Below are 21,160 nucleotides of genomic sequence, written 5' to 3' on the forward strand. Positions count from 1 at the left end.
GTTCACGGAACCTCGTACGACAGCAGCACGCCGTCGTCCAGCCGTTCGACCGACGCCAGCGACAGCGACGGGAACGACTCGACGAACCCCTCCCCGTCGGCCAGCGTCGGGGCGTCCCGCCCGCCGATGACCAGCGACCCGACGTAGACGGTGAGCCGGTCGACGAGACCGGCGTCGAACAGCGAGAAGATGACCTCGCCGCCGCCCTCGACCATGAGCCGGTCGACGCCTCGCTCGGCGAGCGCATCGAGGCCAGCCGCGAGGTTGACCCGCGCTCGGTCCCCCTCACTCGGCGCGCGAACGACCGTCGCCCCCGCCGCTGCGAGCGCCCGCTCGCGGTCGTCCGAGAGCGCGTCGCTCGCGAGCAGGTAGGTCGTCGGGTCACCGTCGAGGATGGCGGCGTCGGGCGGCGTGCGCCCCCGGCTGTCGACGACGACCCGTGCGGGTGGACCATCCGCATCCGCCCGCTCGCTGGCGCGGTGGGTCTCGTCGTGACGTACCAGCGACGGGTCGTCCGCGAGGACGGTCCCGACACCGACGAGCACGGCGTCGGTCTCGGCGCGGAGGCGGTCGACGCGGGCGAAGTCCTCGTCGCCGGAGATGCGGACCTGCTCGCGCCGGCGGGTCGAGAGCTTCCCGTCGGCGCTGGTCGCCGCGTTGACGTGGACGTACACACCGGCCGTGCGGTCCGGGGGCGAAAACGGGTTTCGGTGCGTGGGGATCCGCGGCTCAGACCTCGACGGCCAGCATCAGCTCGTCGACCGGCTCGCCGTCGATGCGGTAGTGGCCCTCGCGGACGGCCTCGACCTCCCAGCCGTGGTCCTCGAGGAACTCGGCGGCGGCCTCGTTCGTCGCCGGGACGGAGTTGTAGACGCGGTCGTAGCCGTTGGCCGCCGCCCAGCCGACCCCGCGGACGAGGAGGTGGCTGCCGATGCCGAGCCCCTGGTACTGGTCGACCACGCCGACGGTGAGTTCGGCGGTGTGGGACAGCTTCGCCAGTTCGTTCCCCTTCACGCCGGCCCAGCCCACCACGTCGCCGTCGACGGTCGCCACGAAGAACACGCGCGTCTCCACCTCGTTGTGCCGCAGCAGCGTCTCCTCGCTCTCGACGATGTCCGCGACCGATTCGGCCTCGACGTAGGGCGCGGTCTCGGTGGTCGAGCGGATGGCCCCGATGAGGCCGGTCAGGTCGTCCTGGCGGGCCTGCCGGATGCAGAACAGCGTGTCGTCGACCTCGTACTCCTCGACGGCGCCGGACTCGAAGGCGACCTCCAGAGCCCCCTCCTCGGTCCTGTTCAGGGCGCCGTCCCGAACCAGCATCGCGACGTGGTGGCCGAACATCTCGTGGTCCATCCGCAGGTCCTGCCGGGCCTCCTCGTAGTCGACGCGTCCGTGGCGTTCGACAAGGTCGTAGATCTCCTGTCGCTCCGGCCGCTCGAACGTCGGCTGCTGGCGGAACTCCATACCGTACCCGTTCATCGCCGGGTGACTTAGATACACGGTAACGTTCGACAACCGGCCACCGGCCGTCGAGCGTGGTGGGACGGGCGCCACCGTCCATACGAGTCCGTGCAAGCAGGTCATTTATCTGGAGCCACGGCGAGGGTCGAGGTATGGCAACGGACCCCATCGACTACGGTGCCCTCGACGAGGCCGCGGACTGCAACTACTGGACGTACGACCCCACGTTGCAGGGCGTCGCGGAGCGGCTCTACCCCGAGTCCGACCTCGACTGGGCACGACGCCAGCTCTCGGCGTTCGGCGAGGTGCTGGGCCACACCGTCGCCCACAACGCCGACCTGATCGACGACAACCCGCCGGAGCTGCACACCTACGACAACTACGGCGAGGTGCAGAACCACGTCGAGTACCACCCGAAGCAGTTCGAGAACGAGCGCATCACCTACGACGAGTTCGGTCTCAGCCACGACGTCTTCCACGCGCCCGAGGGCCGCGAGGAGCCGCTGAACATCTCGCACGCCCTCCTGATGCAGACGTTCCTCTCGTACGCCGACCAGGGGTTCACCTGTCCGGCGTCGATGACCGTCGGCGCGGCCATCGTCCTCGAGAAGTTCGACGACGGCCCGCTTGAGGAGTTCTTCCAGGGACTCACGGCCGACGACTACGACGAGCACATCGAGGGCGCCATGTTCCTCACGGAGAAGCAGGGCGGCTCCGACGTGGGTGCCAACGAGACCCGCGCCGAGCCGGCCGACCCCGAGACGGTCTCCGACGACGCGCCAGAGGACGCCGAGGTCTACCGGCTCCACGGCGAGAAGTGGTTCTGCTCGAACATCGACGGGCAGGGCGCGCTCGCGCTGGCCCGCACCCCGGACGCCGACGAGGGGACCGCCGGCCTGTCGCTGTTCCTCGTCCCGCACGAGGTCGACGGCGAGCCCAACGGACAGGTGTACCGCCGGCTGAAGGACAAACTCGGGACGCTCTCGGTGCCGACGGGCGAGATCGAGTTCGAGGGCGCCGAGGCCTACCTCGTCGGCGAGGCGGAACGCGGCTTCAAGTACATGGCCGAGATGATGAACTACGAGCGGCTCTCGAACGCGGCCGCTTCGGTCTCGGCCATCGGCCGCACCCTGCTCGCGGCGAAGGTCCGGGCCGCCGACCGCGAGGCGTTCGGCGATGTCATTCAGGAGTACCCGCTGATGCGGCGTGACCTCGTCGAGATGACCGTGGACTACGAGGCCGCAACGGCGTTCACCTTCGAGGCCGCGCGGCTGATGGACCGCCGTGAGGAGGAGGGCGACGATTCCGATGCGTACCGCCTGATGCGGCTGCTCATCCCCATCGCGAAGTACCGGACCGCGCGGATGGCCGTCGACAACACGAGCTACGCGATGGAGGTGCTGGGCGGCAACGGCTACGTCTCCGGGTTCGTCACGGAGCGGTTCTTCCGCGACGCGCAGGTGCTCCCCATCTGGGAGGGTCCATCCAACGTCCTCTCGCTGGACGTGCTGCGCGCGCTGGAGCGCGAGGGAGCGGCCGAATCGCTGCTCCCGTACGTGCAGGAAAAGCTCGACGCCGTCGAGCATCCACACCTCGAACCGCTGGCCGAGGAGGTCGAGGCGGCCTTCGGCGACCTCCAGCGCGGCCTCGGCGCGCTCGCGGGCGAGGACGGCGACTACGCCCAGTACCAGGCCAAGAAGCTCGCGGACCTCATCTTCGACGTGGTGACGGCCACGCTCCTGCTCGAACAGGCCCAGGACGACATCGACGCCGGTGAGGGCCGCCGCGCCCTCGTGGCGGAGGGCTTCGTCAACACCCGCTTCCGCGACGAGTCACGCGTCATCGACTCCGGCGAGCGCTTCGCCATGACCGACGAGGTGTTCGACGGCGTCGCGCGGTACGCGAGCGTGGAGCCCGACGCGCTGGTCGATACCCCCGAGCCGACCGCCGACGACTGAGGCCGGGCGGCACTGCCACATGCGACGTCGGCACACGGCCTCGGGCACCTTTTACGCGCACAGTTCGATAACCTGGATGATAAAGTAGCTACTAGCGATTTCTGTGCCAGGAATCGAGAATTGTGTGTGAACCCTCGTGTTCGTCGAGCTGTGCAGTCGGTAGCGAGTGCTCCGGTTTCACTCCGCCTCCTCGTGTTTCTGGTAGCTCCGGTAACTCATCGCGTCGCCGTCGACGATGACCGTCTCGGTGCCGTGGTCGCTCTCCGGGTCGACCTCCAGTCCGCCGTCGCCGGCCTCGTCTCCGAACACGTACGGATTGCTATGTTCTGCCATACCACGATGTGGGGGACGTGGCGGTATATACGTTGTGGCGACGTGCGCCGGGCGTCAGACGGGGTCTCGGCCGTTCCGGAACCTTCCGGCGACGTTCGTCCATCTTAAACGGCCTGCCATCCCGGGGGAAGACGCTACGCCCCTGATTGAAGGTTCGTTCAGTATGAAGCGACGAACGTTCACGCAGGGGCTCGGCGCCGCCGTCGGTACCGGGCTCCTGGGCGGTATCGCCAGCGGCCGGGGGGACACGCTCTCGGAGATCGAGATCGAGACGACCGAGTACGGCGAGAGCCACGTCTACGCCGACGACCTCTACGCGCTGTCGTACGGGAACGGCTACGTGCAGGCCCGCGACCGGCTGTTCGAGATGGACGCTCTCCGACACGTGGGCTACGGGGACAGCGCGGCCATCATCGGGCCCTCGCAGCTGGGCTCGGACATCTCCGTCCGCCGCGACCTCTACAGCGAGACCGAGATGGAGTCGATGTACGAGGCCGCGAGCGAGACGACGCGCACCGCGCTGGAGGGGTTCGCCGCCGGCGTCAACCGTCGTATCGTCGAACTCGCCGGGACGGGTGACCTGCCCGGGGAGTTCGCGGCACTGGGACACGCCCCCGAGCCGTGGGACCCGGTCGACTCCATCGCGGCCATCAGCTACGCCATCGGCTACTTCGGTGTCTCCGGCGGCGGCGAACTCGGCAACGCGAAGACGCTCGCGCACCTGTTCGAGGAGTTCGACGACCCGGCCGAGGCGTACGCGGCGTACGGCGACCTGAACACGCTCCGGACACCCGAGTCCCACTACGCCAGCATCCCCGCGACCGACAAGACGGTGGAGGCGGGCGAGACGATCCCCGACTCGCTGGCCGACCTGCCGGAGCGTCAGCGCGAGTTCGTGTCGGCCGCCGCGGACGCCGAGCCGTGGGGCGTGCAGACGGAGGTGGACCTCCCGGAGGACCTGGCCGACGCGGTCCCGCAGGCCCGGGGCATCATGGAGGGGTTCAAGTTCGGCTCCAACGCCATCGTCGTCGACGGCGAGCACACCGAGACGGGCGAGCCGATGCTGGGCGGCGGCCCGCAGATGGGCTACTTCAAGCCACCCGTCATCCACGAGATCGGCCTGCACGGCGCGGGCTTCGATGTGACCGGCATCGGCGTCGTCGGGGCGCCGTCGGTCGTCATCGGGCGGAGCGACCACCTCTCGTGGACGGTCACCTCCGGGCGCGACGACATGATCGACACCTACGCCGTCGAACTGGACCCCGACGACCGCCATCGCTACCGCTGGAACGGGGAGTGGCACGAGATGGACACGGAGACGGTCGTCCACCGCGCCTCGCTGCCGGGGAGCGTCGTCGAGGGGGACCCGTCGGTGCAGGTGGTCGAACAGGAGCTCGCCCGCATCGAGCAGAACGGCGACACGATGCCCGTCGTCGCGTGGAACGAGGAGGAGAACGTCGCCTGGTGCCAGCGCAAGACCACGCGCTATCAGGAGCTCTCGGGGGCCTTCCGCTGGGCCGAGGTCGGGCGCGCCGACACGCTCGACGAGTTCGAGGACGCCCTCGCGGAGTTCCCGTTCACCTTCAACTTCCACGTCATCAGCGACCGCGAGGACGAACCCGACATCTCGTTCATCCACACCGGGGAGGTCCCCGACCGGGTCGGTCCGTGGGACGGCCGGCTGCCCGTCCCGGGGGGCGAACCTCACTGGAACAGCACGCGGCTCGCCCAGCTGGAGGGGACGGTCGCGCACGGCTCCTCGCGGGGCTACTTCGTCAACTGGAACAACGGCCCGGCGGTCGGCTGGCGGGCCGACGACGCCGAGCGCTCCTGGGGCACCACCCACCGCGTCGAGGTGCTGGACCGGTTCACGCGACAGGCGCTGGCCGACACGGGTGATGCGCTCTCGCTCGACGACGTGAAGTCGGTCATCGAGCTGGCGGCGAAGCACGACTCGGCGGCGCCACAGTGGCTCGAACCGGTCATCGCCGCGGGCGCGGAGAGCGACGACCAGCTGGTCCGCGAGATGGCGGCCGAACTCGAGTCGTGGCTGGCCGACGGCTGCTCCTGGCGGACCGCCGACGGCGGGTTCGGCGGCGAGCGCTACGCAGGCGGCGGGATGGCCATCTTCGAGGCCGTCCGACGAGCCCTCAGCGAGCGCGCACTCGGCGACGAGCTCGGACCACACCGCCACGTCGCGGCCTACGACCCCAGCGGCGGCGGCGGGGCATCGCTCGGCAACGGGCCGGACCCGCACGCCGCGGACCACGGGAACGCGAAGCAGGACCAGCTGCTCGCCGACGCGCTTCACCTCCGGACGGAGTACGACTGGTTCCGGGGAGCCACGAGCGGCGAGGGGCCCGGCCGTGGCCGGGGTCGAGGGCGGGGACGGGGGCGAGGACGAGGACGAGACGGCAGAGCACGGCGCCGTGACCGCGTCGTCCGCGCGGCACTGGCCGACGCCCGCGACGAGCTCGTCGACCGGTTCGGGACCGTCGACCCGTCGACCTGGCAGCTGCCCCGGTACAGCAGCACCTTCTCGGCACTCGGGGCGACGCCCACGGAGGCCATCCCGATGTCGAACCGGGCGTCCTACATGCAGGCCATCGCGGCCGGCGAGGGGCTCGACGGGGCCGGGGACGCGCTGCCCCCGGGGAACTCGGGGCACGTGAACGCCGCCGAGCTCGTCGCGGCTCAGGCGGGCCGCGGCCCGGAGCGCCTGACCGACCAGCTCGAACTGTACGCGAACTACGAGTACAAACCCCACCCACACACCCGCGATGAGGTGGCCGAGACGGCCGTCGAATCGACCACGGTCCGCGCGACGACGCCCTCGCTCACCGGCCCGGTGGAGCCGGTCCGGGACCTGCCGGCGGACGTCCTCTCGCCGCTGCTCGAACTCCAGTCCGCCAGCCAGCCCGGTGACGCCGCGGACGCCGTCTCCGAGACGACAGGCGCCGTGACCGGGGCCGTCGAGTCGGCGAGCGAGACGGGGACGACCGGAGCGGCGGACGACACCGGCGAGTCGATACTCGGTACCGGAGCAGCAACCGACGATTCGGCGACGGAGTCCGGCGGTGACGGTCTGACCGGTGGTGATCTCCTGGGCGGGCTGTTGGACCGCTGACTCCGGAACGGACCGCCACCAGGTTCGAGCGGCTAGAATCCTGACTCAGCGTTCAATCAATAAACACCCCTCTAAAGGCGGCGACATCGCTTAGCGGGGATAGGGGAACAGTGCGGACACATGGAACGACGCGAGTTCACGAAGCTGCTCGGTGGGCTGGCCGGGACGGGGCTGGCCGGGACGGCCTCGGCCGAGACCGACGGTTTCGCCCCGAACCTCCAGGAGGACCCGCTGGAACAGATCGAGATCCTGACGACGGAGTACAACGAGAGCCACATCTACGGCGACAGCGTCTACGCGCTGGGCTACGGCAACGGCTACGTGCAGGCGCGCGACCGGCTGTTCCTGCTGGATGCCGTCCGACATATCGGCTACGGCAACAGCGCACAGGTACTGGGGCCGGCACAGCTCTCCTCGGACATCCAGGTCCGGCGGGACCTCTACAACCCCGACGAGATCCGGCGCCAGTGGGAGAACGCCTCCCAGACCATCAAGGAGGCCGTCCGTGGCTACACGGACGGCGTCAACCGGCGGATGACGGAGATGGCGGCGGCGGGCGAGCTGCCGGGCATCTTCGCCGCGCTGGGGCACGCCCCGGAGCCGTGGAAGCCCGAGGACACCGTGGCGGCCATCAACTACCTCATCGGCTTCTTCGGCGTCAGCGGCGGGAGCGAACTCGGCAACGCGAAGAGCCTCGCGAGACTCAAGCAGAACCTGGGTGACGAGCGCGAGGCGTTCGAGGCCTACGGCGACCTCAACTGGCTGGAGACGACCGACGACCACTTCACCAGTATCGCGCCGGGCGACGAGGACTACGACCCGGACCTCGTCGAGACGGTGCCGGACTACGAGGACGTCCCACAGGAGCAGCTCGATCTGGTCGACGCCGCGCTGGGGGCCGAAACCTGGGGCATCGAGACCGACCTCAGAATCCCCCCGGACGTGCAGAACGGCATCCGCTCGGGCCAGGGCCTGATGACCGGGTTCAAGTGGGGCTCGAACGCGTACGTCTTCAGCGGCGAGCTGACGGAGACGGGGACGCCGATGCTGGGGGGCGGGCCGCAGATGGGCTTCTTCAAGCCGCCGATCCCGTACGAGATCGGCCTGCACGGCGCCGGCTTCGACATGACCGGGATGGGCGTCGTCGGGGCGCCCGCGCTGGTCATCGGCCGGACGGACACGCTCGCGTGGACGGTCACCTCCGGGCGGGACGACCAGGTCGACACCATCGCGGTCGAACTCGACCCCGAGGACAAGCACCGCTACAAGTGGGACGGGGAGTGGTACGAGATGTCGACCGAGACGGTCGTCCACAGGGCCAACCCCGCGGGTGCGGTCCTCACGGGCGGCTCGGGGACGCGAGTCGTGGAGCAGGAGGTGGCCCGGGTCGAGCAGGACGGTGCCTCGATGCCCGTCGTCGCGTGGAACCCCGACGAGAACGTCGCCTGGTGCCAGCGGACGACAACGCGGGGCGACGAGCTGGAGGGTGCGTTCGCGTGGGCAGAACTCGGCCGCTCCGACGACCTGGAGGACTTCGAGCACCGCCTCTCGGAGTTCCCGTTCACCTTCAACTTCCACGTCGTCGAGTACGAGGAGGACGACCAGGGTAACGTCGAGCGCGAGAACATCGCGTACATCCACACCGGAAAGATTCCCGAGCGCTTCGACGGCCGGGACTACCGGCTCCCGGCGACGCCGGAGACCCACGAGTGGACGGCCACCTACTCCGGGACCGGTCTCGGGACGACCGACCGCAACTCCTCGCGTGGCTACTACGTCAACTGGAACAACGGCCCGGCAGCGGGCTGGCGGGCTGGGGACGGCGAGCAGAACTGGGGCTCGCGACACCGCGTCGAGACCCAGAACCACTTCATCCGAGAGAAGCTCGATATCCCGGATGGGGTGCCAGTCGGCAAGGAGAAGGCCGAACAGGCACGCTCGACCGTCTCGCTCGAGGACGTCCGCGACATCGAGTACCAGTCCGCGAAGCACGACGCCACCGCGCAGGTGTCGGCGCCGTACCTCCGCGACGCCGCGGCCGACGCCGACGACCTGCAGGACGTGGCCGACGTGTTGACCGAGTGGCTCGACGACTTCTGCTCGTGGAAGGACCTGACCGACGACGACCGGATGGACTACCCGGGGCACTCGGTGTTCATCCGGGCCCGGAGGAAGCTCCAGCAGCGCGTCTTCGACGACGAACTCGACGGCGAGCAGGGGGCGCTGAACCTGCGGCCGGTGACGAGCCGGCACGCCTCGGACTCGGGCAACGCGACCAGCGACGTGACGTTCATCGACGCGCTGGCGGGCGACACCACCCACGACTGGTTCGCGACAGCGAGTAACGACGGTCTCGCCACGTTCGACCCCGAGCGCCGCGACGAGGTCATCCGGGGCGTGCTGCGTGAGGTGAAGGCCGAACTCCGCGAGGACTACGGCTCCGACCCGGCCGACTGGCGGGACGACATCCTCGAGAGCAAGTTCCTCTCCATCGGCGCCTCGAACCAGACGGTCATCGATATCCAGAACCGCTCCTCGTACAACCAGGCCATCGACATGGGCTTCGCGCTGAGCGACGACACCCAGACCTGGCAGGACAACGCCCAGGACGTGCTGCCGCCGGGGCAGTCCGGCCACCAGAACGCACAGGAGCTCGCCCAGACCCAGGCCACCGGCGAGGAACCCGAGCGGCTCCACGACCAGCTGGAGTTCTACGTGAACAACGGGGAGTACAAGCCCCACCCGCACACGCGCAAACAGGTCGAGGACGTGGCGGTCGAGTCGACGACGGTCCGGGTCACCCCGGAGCACGACTACACGCCGGTCGTTCCGGCGGCACCGCGGCCCCTCCCGATGCCCATCAGCGTCCCGAACCCCGACGCACCGTCGCCCGGTGACGCCCCCGAGCCGCCGGAGGGTGGCGTGCCCTCCCCCACGTCCACGGACGGAGATGGCGGCAGCGATGCGACCGATACTGCCAGCGACGTGACCGATGCGGTTGACCGACCTACTGGCCACGTCACTGACGACGACCTGGACGACCTGCTGTAGGACGGCCAGAGGAGGCGAATTTCCCGGACATCCCACGTATAACCGCAAGGGAGAGCTACCGAGAGAGGTTCGGCAGCCCCCTCAATGAAGCTCGACATCCCGAAATTCGAACCGGGCGCCGTCTTCACGCCCATCGGTGACCGTGATGGTCCAGTCGTGGGCCTCGGCGATCTCCTTGACGATGGCGAGTCCGAGGCCGACGCCGCGCTTACCCTCCGACCGGGTGGGAGAGAACACCGCTTCGCGCTCCCCGGGGGGGATACCGGGACCGTCGTCCTCGACGAAGAATCCCTTGCCGTCCGCGAGCGCTCCGATAGTGATGGTGGGGTCACCGTCCTCGCTGGCGTGTTCGACCGCGTTGCGGATGAGGTTCTCGAGGAGCTGCTGGAGCCGGCTCCCGTCGGCCAGGAGGTCGAGGTCGGACTCGACGGTGACCGTGGCCTCGCCGGTCGCGACCGTCTCGCGGGCGGCGGTCCCGACCGCCATCAGCGACACCGGCGCCATCGCGTCCACCGCCTGTCCCTCGCGGGCCAGTCGGAGCAGGTCGTCGACGAGGATTGACATCCGTTCCAGCGAGCTCTCGACCAGCTCCAGCTCGTCGCGGTCGATATCCTCCTGCAGGATGTCGACGTAGCCTTTCGCGACGTTGAGCGGGTTCCGCAGGTCGTGGCTGACGACGCCGGTGAACGCCTCCAGCCGCTCGTTCTGTTCGCTGAGCTCCTGTTCGCGCTGTTTCAGCTCGGAGATGTCCTGAATGGTTCCGAAGTGGTAGGGGGTGCCCTCGATGCGCCGTCGCGTCGTCACCGCCGAGACCGGCACACAGGTGTCCCCGTATTCGTGGACCGTCTCCACCGCACGGGTCTCGCCGTCCGCGAACGAGTTCCAGTACTCGTCGAACCGCTCCGCCTCGAACTCCGGGACGACCGCCCAGATTGGCGTCCCGGTGAGCGTGTCCACATCGGTCCCGAGCAGGTCCGCGTAGGCCGCGTTGACGTAGCGGTAGCAGCCGTCATCGCCGTAGATGGCGACACCGACGCCCACGGAGGCGACCATCTCTTCGAACAGCTGCGACCGGTCCATACGGCTAATCGGGGGCCATCGGGGAAAAACCAGTCGGCCATTTCACCGCTGGTCCTGGCTGAGCGAGTGGGGTGGCGGGGTCAGTCGGCTGCGACCGGCTCGCCGTGCTGGATGTCGGTCCCCAGTACGTCGAGGAACTGGGCGATCCACTCCGGGTGGTCGGGCCACGCCTGCCCTGTCACCAGGTTGCGGTCGGTGACGACGCCGTCGACCCACGAACAGCCCGCGGCCTCGACCTCGGCCCGTACCGCCGGATACGCGGTCATCTCGTAGCCGTCGAGGACGCCCGCAGCCGCGAGAATCTGGGGGCCGTGACACAGTGCCGCGACCGGCTTCTCCGCCTCGAAGAAGTGCCGGACCGTATCGAGGACGGCGTCGTACGTCCGGAGGTACTCCGGGGCGCGCCCGCCCGGGACGACGAGGCCGTCGTACTCGGCCGGGTCCACCTCGCTCATCGTCGCGGTGACCTCGAAGTCGTGGCCACGCTCCTCCAGGTACGTCTGGTCGCCACGGAAGTCGTGGATGGCGGTCTTGACGCTGTCCCCGGCATCCTTCTCCGGGCAGACGGCGTGGACCTCGTGGCCGACGGCCTGCAGGGCCTGGAACGGGACCATGACCTCGTAGTCCTCGACGAAGTCGCCGACGATCATCAGGAGCTGTTTTCCTGTCATGTGTGAACACGCACCGTGTGGTGCGTCCGATGCATGGGCCGGAGCGGACATAGTTCTTGACCCCGCCAAGAGGACACGAGGAGAGGCCGGCCACATCGGGGGTGTCCGGAGCATAGCTGCAGTTGCTGCTCCACCGTTCGATGTCTTTCAACGGTTGTCCGGATAGTGCGAGCCGTGGCGCGACCCTACTCCACGGCCTCGTCGGGGACGCCGGGCGTCACGCGTGGCGACCGGATGTCGTGTTCGGCGAATGCGGCGAGCGCACGGTCGGTCACGTCCGTCTCGAAGGCGAACTCGTTGCGGAGGTCGTCGACGTAGGCCTTCCCGGTCACGGTCCGGTAGTGGAGGTCGTCGGTGACCCGGACCGTCACCGGGTGGTCCTCGGTGACGTAGACGTACTGGGAGGTCTCCATCGCCTCGCGGACGATGCGGCGCGCGACCCGGACGTCGGCGGCGGGGTCGAGGTAGAACTCGACGGTGACGAGCATCTCCGCGGCGCCGTCGTTCGCGTTGGCGATGGACTCGTTGAAGAAGAGGTAGTTGGGGACGGTGATGGCGGTGTCGTCCGGCGTGACGAGCGTGGTCGAGCGGATGCCGATGTCGGTGACCTCACCGTAGTGCTCGCCGACGGCGATCTTGTCGCCGATGCGGTACGGCCGCTCCGCGACGAGCACGAGCCCGCCGAACAGGTCCGCCATGAGGTCCTTGAGGCCGAGCCCGAGCGCGGCACCCAGCAGGCCCGAGAAGGCCACGAGCTGGGCGCTGCTCAGGTCGAACACGCCGCGGAAGACGAGCCAGACCGCCCCGCCGTAGACGCCGACCTTGACCACGGGGATGAGCAGCGTCACACGGAACCGCTGGGTGGTGAGCCGGTCGGCCAGCCCGTTCAGGACCGCGCTCGTGGCGCGGGCGACGACGTACGCCAGCACCAGCACCGCGAGCGCGTTGAGGACCGTCTGGAGGGTGACGGGACTGGCCTCGCTCACCTCCGAGCCGCTCAGCCCGCCCGTCTGCGCGACGACCAGTGCCCGGGCACCCGCCCACGCGACGGGAGCGCTCACCACAGCAACCGCCTCCCCCGGAGGTACTCGGCGGCGGGGTGCAACGCCGTCGGTTCGACCCAGGCGATGTCGTCGGAGAGTGACACGAGGTCGCGGTCCGCCAGGAACGTGAGCGACCGTCTGACCTGCACCTCCGGCAGCGCCGCGGCCAGCACCTCCCGGTCGACGGCGCCGTTGGTCAGTACGAGCAGCAGCACGAACCCCGCGTCGTCGTCGAGGTCGAGGCTCCGGTCCAGTGCCTCCACCGAGGCCGGCGTGATGGTGCCGTCCTCGACGCTGCGCTCCCAGAGCGCCACCGCCACGCCCGGGTTCCCCTCGGAGAGCCGGGTCAGCCGCTCGAAGACGACCGCCTCCACCTCACCCACGTCCTCCTCGGCGCGGGCGGTGAGGTAGGAGAGGTTCAGCGTCGGGACGGTCACCTCGACGCCGACCGAGCGCGTGAGCGACAGCGTCCGACGCTCGAAGTCCAGCGTCTTCACCCGGCCGAACGCCTCCGTCGACTCGAACGCCGGCAGGTCCGGGCCGTACGTCGCGTGGATGAGGTCACGGACGCCGCCCGCGTCGAGCGCCGGCAGCCGGACCACGACGGGGAACGCCGCGTCGACATCGCGGGTCGCACGGAGGTAGTCCCAGGCGTAGCGGTTCCACCCGGTGACGAACATCGCGTCGCTGTCGGTCACGCGGTCGATGAACCGCTCCAGCGGGTCGAACCCGCCGACGCGACGGGTGTAGAGGTAGTGGCAGCCGTCGACCACGACCGCCTCGCTGTCGGGCGCCGGGGCCTCGTCGGGGTCGACAACGAGGCCGTCGAACGACCGACGCTCGGCGGCCGCGCCCAGGTACTCCTCGGCGTAGGCCAGCAGCCCCGCGCGCCCGGCGAACGGCTCGGCGACGACCGCCACGTTCGAGCGCTCCCCCTCCAGGTGGCCGCCGACCGCCTCCTCGAGCGCGTCGAACTGCGCGCCGAGTCCGGCTTCCCGGAGCGCCGCCACGGGGAGGTCCGGAACCGCATCCTCGACCACCCCTCTCATGGCTGTCCACCCCCGACAGCCCGTGACACCCCAGCGTCCATACCCTCCTGCGGGCCCCGCGGTGACTTCCGTGTTTCCCCGACTCGGTCGGGAACGCCGTGCAGCCGCCCGACCGTCACCGCCCGCCGAGCCCCCACACCGCAACCTCCCCACGGAAGCCTCTCCACCGCCAGCCATCCCGTCACCAGCCTCCCAACCGCCAGCCGCCGCACCGCCACGCCTTTGCCGCCGACGCGCCCGAGGTCGGCGTATGCAGGTGACGTTCCTCGGAACCGGGAGCGCGATGCCGACCGGCGAGCGGATGCAGACGGGACTGCTCGTCGAGGGCGACGGCGAGGCGGGCCCGCTGCTCGTCGACTGTGGCAGCGGCGCGCTCCACTCGCTGGCCGCCACCGAAACGGGCTACGAGGGCGTCGATACGGTCCTCCTGACCCACCACCACCTCGACCACGTCGCGGACCTCCTCCCGCTGATGAAGGCCCGCTGGCTGGCGGGCGCCGAGTCGCTCCGTGTCGTCGGACCACCCGGGACAGGGGAACTCGTCGAGGGCCTGCTCGATGTCCACGACTACATGCAGGACCGCCTCGACCTCCGGCTCCGCGAGGTGACACCCGACGAGGCCCCCTTCGACCTCGCGGGCTTCTCGGTGGACGCGATGGAGACCGTCCACTCGATGTACTGTCACGCGTACCGGTTCACGCCCGCAGACGCGGCCGCGGGCGACGACGCGCCCGTCTTCACCTTCTCGGGGGACTCCGAGGAGACCGACCGCCTCGCGCGCTTCGCGGACGGCTCGGACGTGTTCGTCCACGACTGCTCGTTCCCCGACGAGGTCGACGTGGACAACCACCCCACGCCCAGCGCACTCGGGCAGGTCCTGGCGGGCCACGACTACGGCACGGTCTACCTGACCCATCTCTACCCGCACACGGTCGGGAAGGAGTCCGAGATGCTCGATTCACTGGAGCAGCACTACGACGGGGAGGTGCGGTTCGCGGAGGACGGCCTGGTGGTCGAGGTGGAGTAGCTGCACGCCAGTCGCTCTCCGAAAGCGGGTGTCGTCCCCGAGTGCGTCTGCCGCCATCCGAAACCATTTGTCGAAGTGGTCGCAGGACGAGCCATGGGGCGGGTTACTGTCAACTGTCCGTACTGTGGGGAGACCGCACACGCGACCGTGCCGAACAACGCCGACTTCTACTCCGCGCGGAAGAACTCGAAGCAGGGGGACGCGCGGTCGACATCGAGGTGTCGGCACTGCGACCGCTGGTTCCGGTCGAACTACGAGTTCAACTCGCGCTCGTCGGATTCGGTCGAGACGGTCACGTGTCCGAACTGCGGGGTTCCGGTCGACGTGAATGTTCCCCCGAACGCTTCCTTCTACTCGACCCGGATGGAGACGAAACAGGCAGACGCGCGGTCGACGGTCAGCTGTCCGAGCTGCGACGACTGGTTCCGCTTCAACTACATGCTGGACTGAGCCGGAGCTCAGTCGATGCGGTACCGCAACAGCGCCGCGACGCCGCCGAGGTTCTTCAGTTGCTGGCCGGGGTCGAACTCGTTGGAGAACACCGTCACCTCGCCACCCTTCTGTTCGACCGTCTCCACGAGGTCGTTGGCGTCGACGTCCCAGTCGCCCTCGCCGGCGCGCTCGGCGCGGAGGCGTTCGTCGAGGATGAGCAGTTCGTCGATGGCGCCGAACTCGGCGGCCTCCATCACGCCCTCGATGCCGTAGGCGGCCTCGTGGCCCTGTGCGATGCGCTCCATCAGCTCATCGATGTACTCGGCCTCCTCGGCGATGCGGGTCTCGGCCTGCACCTCGTCGACGGCACCGCGCTTGAGCACCTCGTGGACACCGCGGTCACCGACGCCGGCGGTGTCGACCGTCGTGATGAGCTCCGCGACATCCGGCGCCTCCTCCTCGATGTACTCCAGGGCGTCCTGTTTGGTGAATCCGGGGCCGGCGAGGATGATGGCGTCCACGTCCATCCGCGCGAGCACGTCGGTCAACTCGGCGAACAGCTGGGTGCGCGGCTGGGCGTACTCGCCCTTGCCCGTGGTCGCCGTGATGCCGGCGCGCTCCTCGACGCCGTACTGCGCGACGGTGTGGACGTACGCCTCCCCCTCCTCGACCGTTGCGATGGCCACGTCCGGGTTCTCGGCGGCCTCGACGGCCTCTTGCAGCCGTTCGAGCTGGTCGGTCTTCCAGCGCTTGGTTATCTCGATCTCCGTCAGTTCCTCCACGTTCAGGGTGTGGTGGAGCCCGAGCTGGTCCTCGCGCGAGCAGTCGACGATCTCGCCCCCGATGCGGAGCCGGTTGGCGAACTTCGCGAACTCCGTGGTCTCGACCGCGATGGTGACGTACATGTGCTCGCGCTCGCCACCGGTGTCGCGCATCTGGTCGTCGTTGCGCTGGATGCGGCGGGTCGTGTCGCCCCCGACCTCGTCGCCCGGCTCGATGATGTAGGTCAGGTGCCACAGGTCGTCCAGACTCTCGGGGACCACCTCGATCTTCTCTCGCCCCTCGCCGACGGCGTGGCGGTCCTGGATTCGCATACCCGGACTCGGCGGGCCGGGCGCAAAGACCCTGCCGTTCCCGGCCGCCGGGCGGCGCCAGCCTTTATCAGCCGGCTGGCCGCAGACCGAGCACGAGATGCGCGAGACCCTGCCGTTCACGCTCATCGAGGAGATGACACACCACCTCGAGCGGCGCTTCCAGCCGCTCGACATGCAGGGCGAGATCGCGTCCTCGGCCCGTGTCGACATCGACGAACTGCGGTCGGCCACGGGAACCGCGATGCAGCTCCACCCCATGTCGCGAGCACGGCGCCGCCCGTCGCGACCCACCGACACCCGATACTGGTGGGAGATACCCTCCGACCCGGGGCCGGTCCCGGTCTACGAGGTCGACAGCGAGGAGTACGACCTCCGGACCGTCCGGAACCGGCTCTACGGGCACCAGTTCGACCTCACCGAGGAGCCGCCCTTCGCGATGGTCGTCTACCGGGGCGGCGGCATCGACGGTGGCGACCGTATCCTCCAGTCGACCAGCCACGTGGTCGCCGACGGCGTGGGTGTACTCCGGTTCAGTCACGCCACCTGGACGGCCTACCGGGGCGAGGAGCCGGTCGGGGACACGGTCGGCCTGCACGAGTCCCGCTCGCTGCTGGAGAACCTCCGTCCCACGACGCCGCGGGACGCCTGTGAAGCGGCGGAGACGGTGGGGCGGCGACTCCGCGATGGCGTTCTGAGCCCGACCGACATCGCGGACGACGGCGGCTCGGACCGGCCCGGCTGGGGCTACGAGCGACGGGTGCTCGACGCCGACCTGACGGGTCGGCTCATCGCCACCCGGCCACCGGGCGTCTCGGTCAACGACGTCCTCCTGACCGCCCTCCACCTCGCCATCGAGGCGTGGAACGACGCCCACGGGGAGCCGACCGGCTGGCTCGGCGTCATGATGCCGGTCAACGTCAGGCCCGACGACTGGTTCTACCAGGTGATGGCGATGTACACGCTGTTCGAGCGGGTGCGGACGAACCGGGCCCACCGGCGGAACCCCGGCACCGCGCTGGCACGGGTGGCCCGGCAGACGACCCGCATCAAGGAACGCGACCTCCCGGAGCGAGCCTACGAGGCGCTGGCGCTGCTCCCCGACGGTCTGCCTGTCGCCCTGGAGCGCCACCTCCCCGACCTCCTCCGCGACGGTGGCGCGCGACTGCTGGATACGGCCGTCCTGACCAACCTCGGAAACGTCCCCGTCTCCCCGTCACTGGGCGAGGGGACCGAGAGCGAGGTCTGGTTCTCGCCGCCGACCTGGCGGCAGATTCCCATCGGCATCGCGGTGGGAACGTTCGACGGTGAACTCCACCTGTTCTGCCGGTACCTGCTGGAGCAGTTCGACGAGCCCGCGGCGGCGCGGTTCGTCGACACGTACGTGACCCACATCGAGCGGCTCGTGGACGAGGTGTTGCCGGCAGTGACGGCGGACTGACCAGCGAACGTTCCGGTCATCACACGTACCGTACCCCTCCGATATATTCCTCCACCGGACCATATCTAGAAGTATACGCCCAACATTCCATTAATAGCACACATTATACCAATATCCCACCACTTCTCCTGCAGAACGAAATCATCGATACGATTCCAGAATAGGGGGTCGCGCCCGGACGCTCAGATGGCCTGTCCGGCAGTGGGGTCCGGGTCCGCCTCGTCGGCCCCCGGTTCGACGACGCCGACCGCTCCGCCGTACAGGTAGTACGCCGAGACCATCCCGTAGAACGAGACGAACGGGACGACCAGCCCGCCGATGCCGGTGGCGCTGAGGACGCTGGTGATGGCGCCGACGACGACGAGGACGCCCAGTGCGACCACCCAGCGGACGGCGTACTCGCGGGTCGTCACGAGCGCACGGATGCGCCCGACATCGAACCCGTCGGCCACGCTTCCCGACATGGCGACGAACGTCAGCGCCGCGGGCAGGAAGTAGTAGATCAACAGGGTCAGCAGGCCGGCGACGACGAACCCGCCGAGAGCGCCGAGGATGGCCCCGGCGGTCAGGCTCTGACTTCCGGTGAGAATCGCGACGACCAGCCCACCGGTGGTGACGCCGAAGATGACCAGGGGCACGAGAAGGTAGGCCAACGAGACCACGAACAGCTTCAGGCCGTCCATGAGCAGCTCGCCCCAGTCGTCGAAGACGGGGGCGCTCTCGGTCTCGGGGTCGGCCGCCGCGTCCCGGAGGACGCGGGCCCCGTAGCCCAGCACCAGGAACACGGGGACGACCAGGAACGACAGGATTCCCAGAACCCCGCCGATGACGATCGTCTTCCAGCCCTCCCCTCCCTCTCGCGGATAGTTGATGGATTCCTCGAACATGGTGTATCACCGTCCGTGCTGGCCGCGCGATTAACCTTTCGCGCGCGCTACGGCTGGAAGTTTCTACACCCTTCTGGAATATAAACTTATACCGAGCAACGATGCGCGGTCGGACGCCCCGGAGATGACAGAAGTGACCGTTCCGTCGGGCAGCCCCCCCCGCTACTCGTCGACGATCGTCGAGCCGCCGGGCGGGCAGAACTCCTGGACGCGGTCGGCGCTGGCGACCTTCCGGACGAACGACTGGTCGGCGAAGCGCTCGCGGAACTGCCGGTAGACCATCTTCGCGATGTCGTTCTGGGCGTACTGCCCCGGCTCCAGCCGGACGCTGGTCACGGTCCGCTCCTCGATGGGGTCGGGCGGACCGCCCACGACCCTCGATTCGGGTTCGACCTGGATGCCGACGGCGACCTCCGCTTCGACATCCTCGAAGTAGGTGCGGTCGCCACGCACGGCGAAGCCACCCTTCTCCAGGTACTCGCCGGATTCGGGCGTCTTCGACACCTGGTCGGGGTCGACCACGTAGGCGTCCCCCGCGAAGCGACCGTCCTTCCAGACCGAGGAGTAGGCGACGGCGAACTGCGCGGCCTCTGCCTTCGACCGCTGAGGGATGTCGATGTCCGTCGCGGCCTCGCTCGGCCCGGTCGCCTTCAGAATCGTGACGGGGCCGCCGTGGGCCTGCGTGTGGAAGAACAGGTCCCCGCGGTCCATGTACTTCTTGACGAGTTCCTCGTTCTGGTCGGCGTTGCGCCCGCCGATGACGAGGAAGCCGTCGGAGGTGTGGAACCAGCGGAACCGCTCGTACCACTGCTCGTCGCTCCGGATGGGGATGGAACTCCGCTGGAGCCACTCCTCGTCGCTGGTCTCGTCGTCCCCGTCCTCGTCCCCGTCGTCGACCTCCTCCTCGTCGCGGGCCGTCCACTCCTCGCGACGCTGCTTGACCGCCTCGAGGTCCTCGCGGGTGTCCTCGATGGCGGCCAGCGCGCCCTCCTTCTTCTCGGCGATGCGCTTTGCCTCGGTGTACAGCCGGTCGGCGTTCTTCTCGACGCCGTCCGCGACCTCGACGGTCACCTCGTGGTCGTCCAGCGCGAGCGTGACGGTCCCCTCGGCGCCGTCCACGCCCACGACGGCCTCGGCGGCCGGGATACCCTGCTCGGCGCCCTCGGCGAACCGCTCCTCGATAGCGTCCCAGGAACGGTCCTCCTCGCGGGCCGCGCGCACGGTCGAGAGCACGTCGTCCACGAGGTCGTAGTTGGCGTACAGCAGTTCGGCCTTCTCGCGCTCCTGTTCGGCCTGTTCCTCGAACTCCTCGATGGCGGTCTCCTGCTGCTCGATGATGCGCTCGTGTTTGGCGATCTCCGACTCGAAGTCCGGTCGGTCACGTCCGCCACCACCGCCACCACCGCCCTCGCCGACCGATTCGTGTTCCAGTCGGTGGAAGTAGTCCGCCAGCGCCTCGTTGAAGTCGTCGAACGCCTCGGCGTGGAGCCCCTCGGCCTCGTGCTCCTCCATCGGGACGGGCGTCACGTCCACGACGCGGCGAGGGGCGTCCTCGTCGGTATCGTCGTTGCTGTCGTCCTCGATCTCGACGGCCTCGGTGTAGACGCGTGGGTCGAGGTCGCCCTCCTTGATGCGGGCCCGGAGGCGGTCCCAGGCGTCGTAGAGGGCGTCGTACTCCTCGCGCTCGGCGGCAGCGATGTCCTTGACCATCTCGACGCCGGCGCGCCGGCAGAGCTCCTCGGCCCAGAGGCCCCCGAAGTTGAGCTGCGTCGCCACGGTACGGACGATGTCCGAGTCGGACTGGTCCATCCGTCGTGCGAACGCCTCCTGGTCGGCTTCGAGCGGGTCGAACCGGGAGTCGGGGAAGTCGTAGGTCGAGCCCGGAGCGACGGTCCGGGACTTCAGCCGGACCGTGTCGAGCGACGAGACGACCTCCCGCTCGGGGTCCAGCACCGCGACGTTGCCGTCGCCGAACAGCTCGAAGACGAGGGTGGTGTTCTCGTCGTCCCGTTCGAACTCCACGCTGATGATGCGGTCGAACTCGAACTGGCGCACGTCGACGAGGTCGGCGCCCGACAGGCGGTTGCGCAGCATCATCGCGAAGTTCGGCGGCCGACCCGGGGCGTCCGGAACGCGTTCGGGGTCGACGAGGTGGACCCGTTTCGGGTCGCGTACCTCCGCCAGTAGTTCGAGGCGGCCGGCGTCGAAGTCCCGCAGCTTCAGCCGGACGAGGTCGTCCTCGTACAGGTAGGCCTTGTCCAGCTTGGCCCCCCGGTAGCTCCGGAGTTCGCGGACCAGCGCCGCACAGTCCACACTGGTCAGGGCGCGTTTCTGCTCCATGCCCGGACTGTGGCGGTCGCCCGGATAGGCGTGTCGGGTCGGGGTCCCGACCCGGGCGCGGACGGCGCCTCGAATCAAAACGAACCGCAGAACTGCGGGCACAGGGTCGAGTGGATGGCTCGCCTGGAACAGGTATGAACGACGACGTACGGAGAGCGATGCGGCGGGT

At 69.1% G+C, this 21,160-nt stretch carries 16 protein-coding genes; 6 read left to right on the forward strand and 10 right to left on the reverse strand.

What is annotated here, in order from left to right; translation table 11 throughout:
* Nucleotides 1-2 precede the first annotated feature (2 nt).
* Together NL114_RS19790 and NL114_RS19795 are read right to left on the reverse strand one after the other, a co-directional pair.
* Nucleotides 3-674 carry a 2,5-diamino-6-(ribosylamino)-4(3H)-pyrimidinone 5'-phosphate reductase gene (locus NL114_RS19790; RefSeq protein WP_254822640.1) on the reverse strand — a complete coding sequence of 224 codons (672 nt, stop codon included), beginning with the start codon at nucleotides 672-674 and terminating at the stop codon, nucleotides 3-5.
* 55 nt (nucleotides 675-729) lie between these two features.
* Nucleotides 730-1,464, reverse strand: a complete 735-nt coding sequence (locus NL114_RS19795; protein ID WP_254822641.1) for a GNAT family N-acetyltransferase — start codon at nucleotides 1,462-1,464, stop codon at nucleotides 730-732.
* Between the two features lie 149 nt (nucleotides 1,465-1,613).
* Here NL114_RS19795 and NL114_RS19800 point away from each other — a divergent pair, with 149 nt between their 5' ends.
* Nucleotides 1,614-3,419, forward strand: coding sequence for an acyl-CoA dehydrogenase family protein (locus tag NL114_RS19800; RefSeq protein ID WP_254822642.1), 1,806 nt, complete (start codon nucleotides 1,614-1,616; stop codon nucleotides 3,417-3,419).
* A 177-nt stretch (nucleotides 3,420-3,596) separates the two neighbouring features.
* On the opposite strand, the gene NL114_RS19805 is transcribed toward NL114_RS19800, so the two are convergent.
* Complete coding sequence (locus NL114_RS19805; protein ID WP_254822643.1) at nucleotides 3,597-3,752, reverse strand: hypothetical protein; 156 nt, start codon at nucleotides 3,750-3,752, stop codon at nucleotides 3,597-3,599.
* A gap of 163 nt (nucleotides 3,753-3,915) precedes the next feature.
* Here NL114_RS19805 and NL114_RS19810 point away from each other — a divergent pair, with 163 nt between their 5' ends.
* On the forward strand, nucleotides 3,916-6,879 hold the full coding sequence (locus NL114_RS19810; protein WP_254822644.1) for a penicillin acylase family protein: 2,964 nt from the start codon (nucleotides 3,916-3,918) through the stop codon (nucleotides 6,877-6,879).
* Between the two features lie 120 nt (nucleotides 6,880-6,999).
* Nucleotides 7,000-9,930 (forward strand): penicillin acylase family protein, encoded by a 2,931-nt coding sequence (locus NL114_RS19815; protein ID WP_254822645.1) that lies wholly within the window; start codon nucleotides 7,000-7,002, stop codon nucleotides 9,928-9,930.
* Between the two features lie 81 nt (nucleotides 9,931-10,011).
* On the opposite strand, the gene NL114_RS19820 is transcribed toward NL114_RS19815, so the two are convergent.
* From NL114_RS19820 to NL114_RS19835, 4 genes are all read right to left on the reverse strand, one after another.
* On the reverse strand, nucleotides 10,012-11,010 hold the full coding sequence (locus NL114_RS19820; RefSeq protein WP_254822646.1) for a PAS domain-containing sensor histidine kinase: 999 nt from the start codon (nucleotides 11,008-11,010) through the stop codon (nucleotides 10,012-10,014).
* 80 nt (nucleotides 11,011-11,090) lie between these two features.
* A complete protein-coding gene (locus NL114_RS19825; RefSeq protein ID WP_254822647.1) occupies nucleotides 11,091-11,681 on the reverse strand; it encodes a DJ-1/PfpI family protein in 591 nt (196 codons plus the stop codon).
* Between the two features lie 185 nt (nucleotides 11,682-11,866).
* Complete coding sequence (locus tag NL114_RS19830; RefSeq protein WP_254822648.1) at nucleotides 11,867-12,742, reverse strand: mechanosensitive ion channel family protein; 876 nt, start codon at nucleotides 12,740-12,742, stop codon at nucleotides 11,867-11,869.
* Nucleotides 12,739-13,773: a hypothetical protein gene (locus NL114_RS19835; protein WP_254822649.1), complete on the reverse strand. Its 1,035-nt coding sequence runs from the start codon at nucleotides 13,771-13,773 to the stop codon at nucleotides 12,739-12,741. The genes NL114_RS19830 and NL114_RS19835 overlap by 4 nt, the downstream gene beginning before the upstream one ends.
* A gap of 250 nt (nucleotides 13,774-14,023) precedes the next feature.
* On the opposite strand from NL114_RS19835, the gene NL114_RS19840 reads away from it, so the two are divergent.
* Nucleotides 14,024-14,800, forward strand: a complete 777-nt coding sequence (locus NL114_RS19840; protein ID WP_254822650.1) for an MBL fold metallo-hydrolase — start codon at nucleotides 14,024-14,026, stop codon at nucleotides 14,798-14,800.
* Between the two features lie 93 nt (nucleotides 14,801-14,893).
* Nucleotides 14,894-15,250, forward strand: a complete 357-nt coding sequence (locus NL114_RS19845; protein ID WP_254822651.1) for a DUF3268 family zinc-finger domain-containing protein — start codon at nucleotides 14,894-14,896, stop codon at nucleotides 15,248-15,250.
* Nucleotides 15,251-15,258: 8 nt separating this feature from the next.
* On the opposite strand, the gene NL114_RS19850 is transcribed toward NL114_RS19845, so the two are convergent.
* Nucleotides 15,259-16,326 (reverse strand): mRNA surveillance protein pelota, encoded by a 1,068-nt coding sequence (locus NL114_RS19850; RefSeq protein WP_254822652.1) that lies wholly within the window; start codon nucleotides 16,324-16,326, stop codon nucleotides 15,259-15,261.
* Between the two features lie 97 nt (nucleotides 16,327-16,423).
* On the opposite strand from NL114_RS19850, the gene NL114_RS19855 reads away from it, so the two are divergent.
* Nucleotides 16,424-17,764: a condensation domain-containing protein gene (locus tag NL114_RS19855; protein ID WP_254822653.1), complete on the forward strand. Its 1,341-nt coding sequence runs from the start codon at nucleotides 16,424-16,426 to the stop codon at nucleotides 17,762-17,764.
* A gap of 182 nt (nucleotides 17,765-17,946) precedes the next feature.
* On the opposite strand, the gene NL114_RS19860 is transcribed toward NL114_RS19855, so the two are convergent.
* Both NL114_RS19860 and rqcH read right to left on the reverse strand, forming a co-directional pair.
* Nucleotides 17,947-18,651, reverse strand: a complete 705-nt coding sequence (locus tag NL114_RS19860; RefSeq protein ID WP_254822654.1) for a DUF4013 domain-containing protein — start codon at nucleotides 18,649-18,651, stop codon at nucleotides 17,947-17,949.
* 162 nt (nucleotides 18,652-18,813) lie between these two features.
* Nucleotides 18,814-20,991: a ribosome rescue protein RqcH gene (gene rqcH / locus NL114_RS19865; protein WP_254822655.1), complete on the reverse strand. Its 2,178-nt coding sequence runs from the start codon at nucleotides 20,989-20,991 to the stop codon at nucleotides 18,814-18,816.
* Nucleotides 20,992-21,160 lie beyond the last annotated feature (169 nt).

Origin of the sequence: Haloglomus halophilum (assembly GCF_024298885.1) — an archaeon.
Classification (GTDB): domain Archaea; phylum Halobacteriota; class Halobacteria; order Halobacteriales; family Haloarculaceae; genus Haloglomus; species Haloglomus halophilum.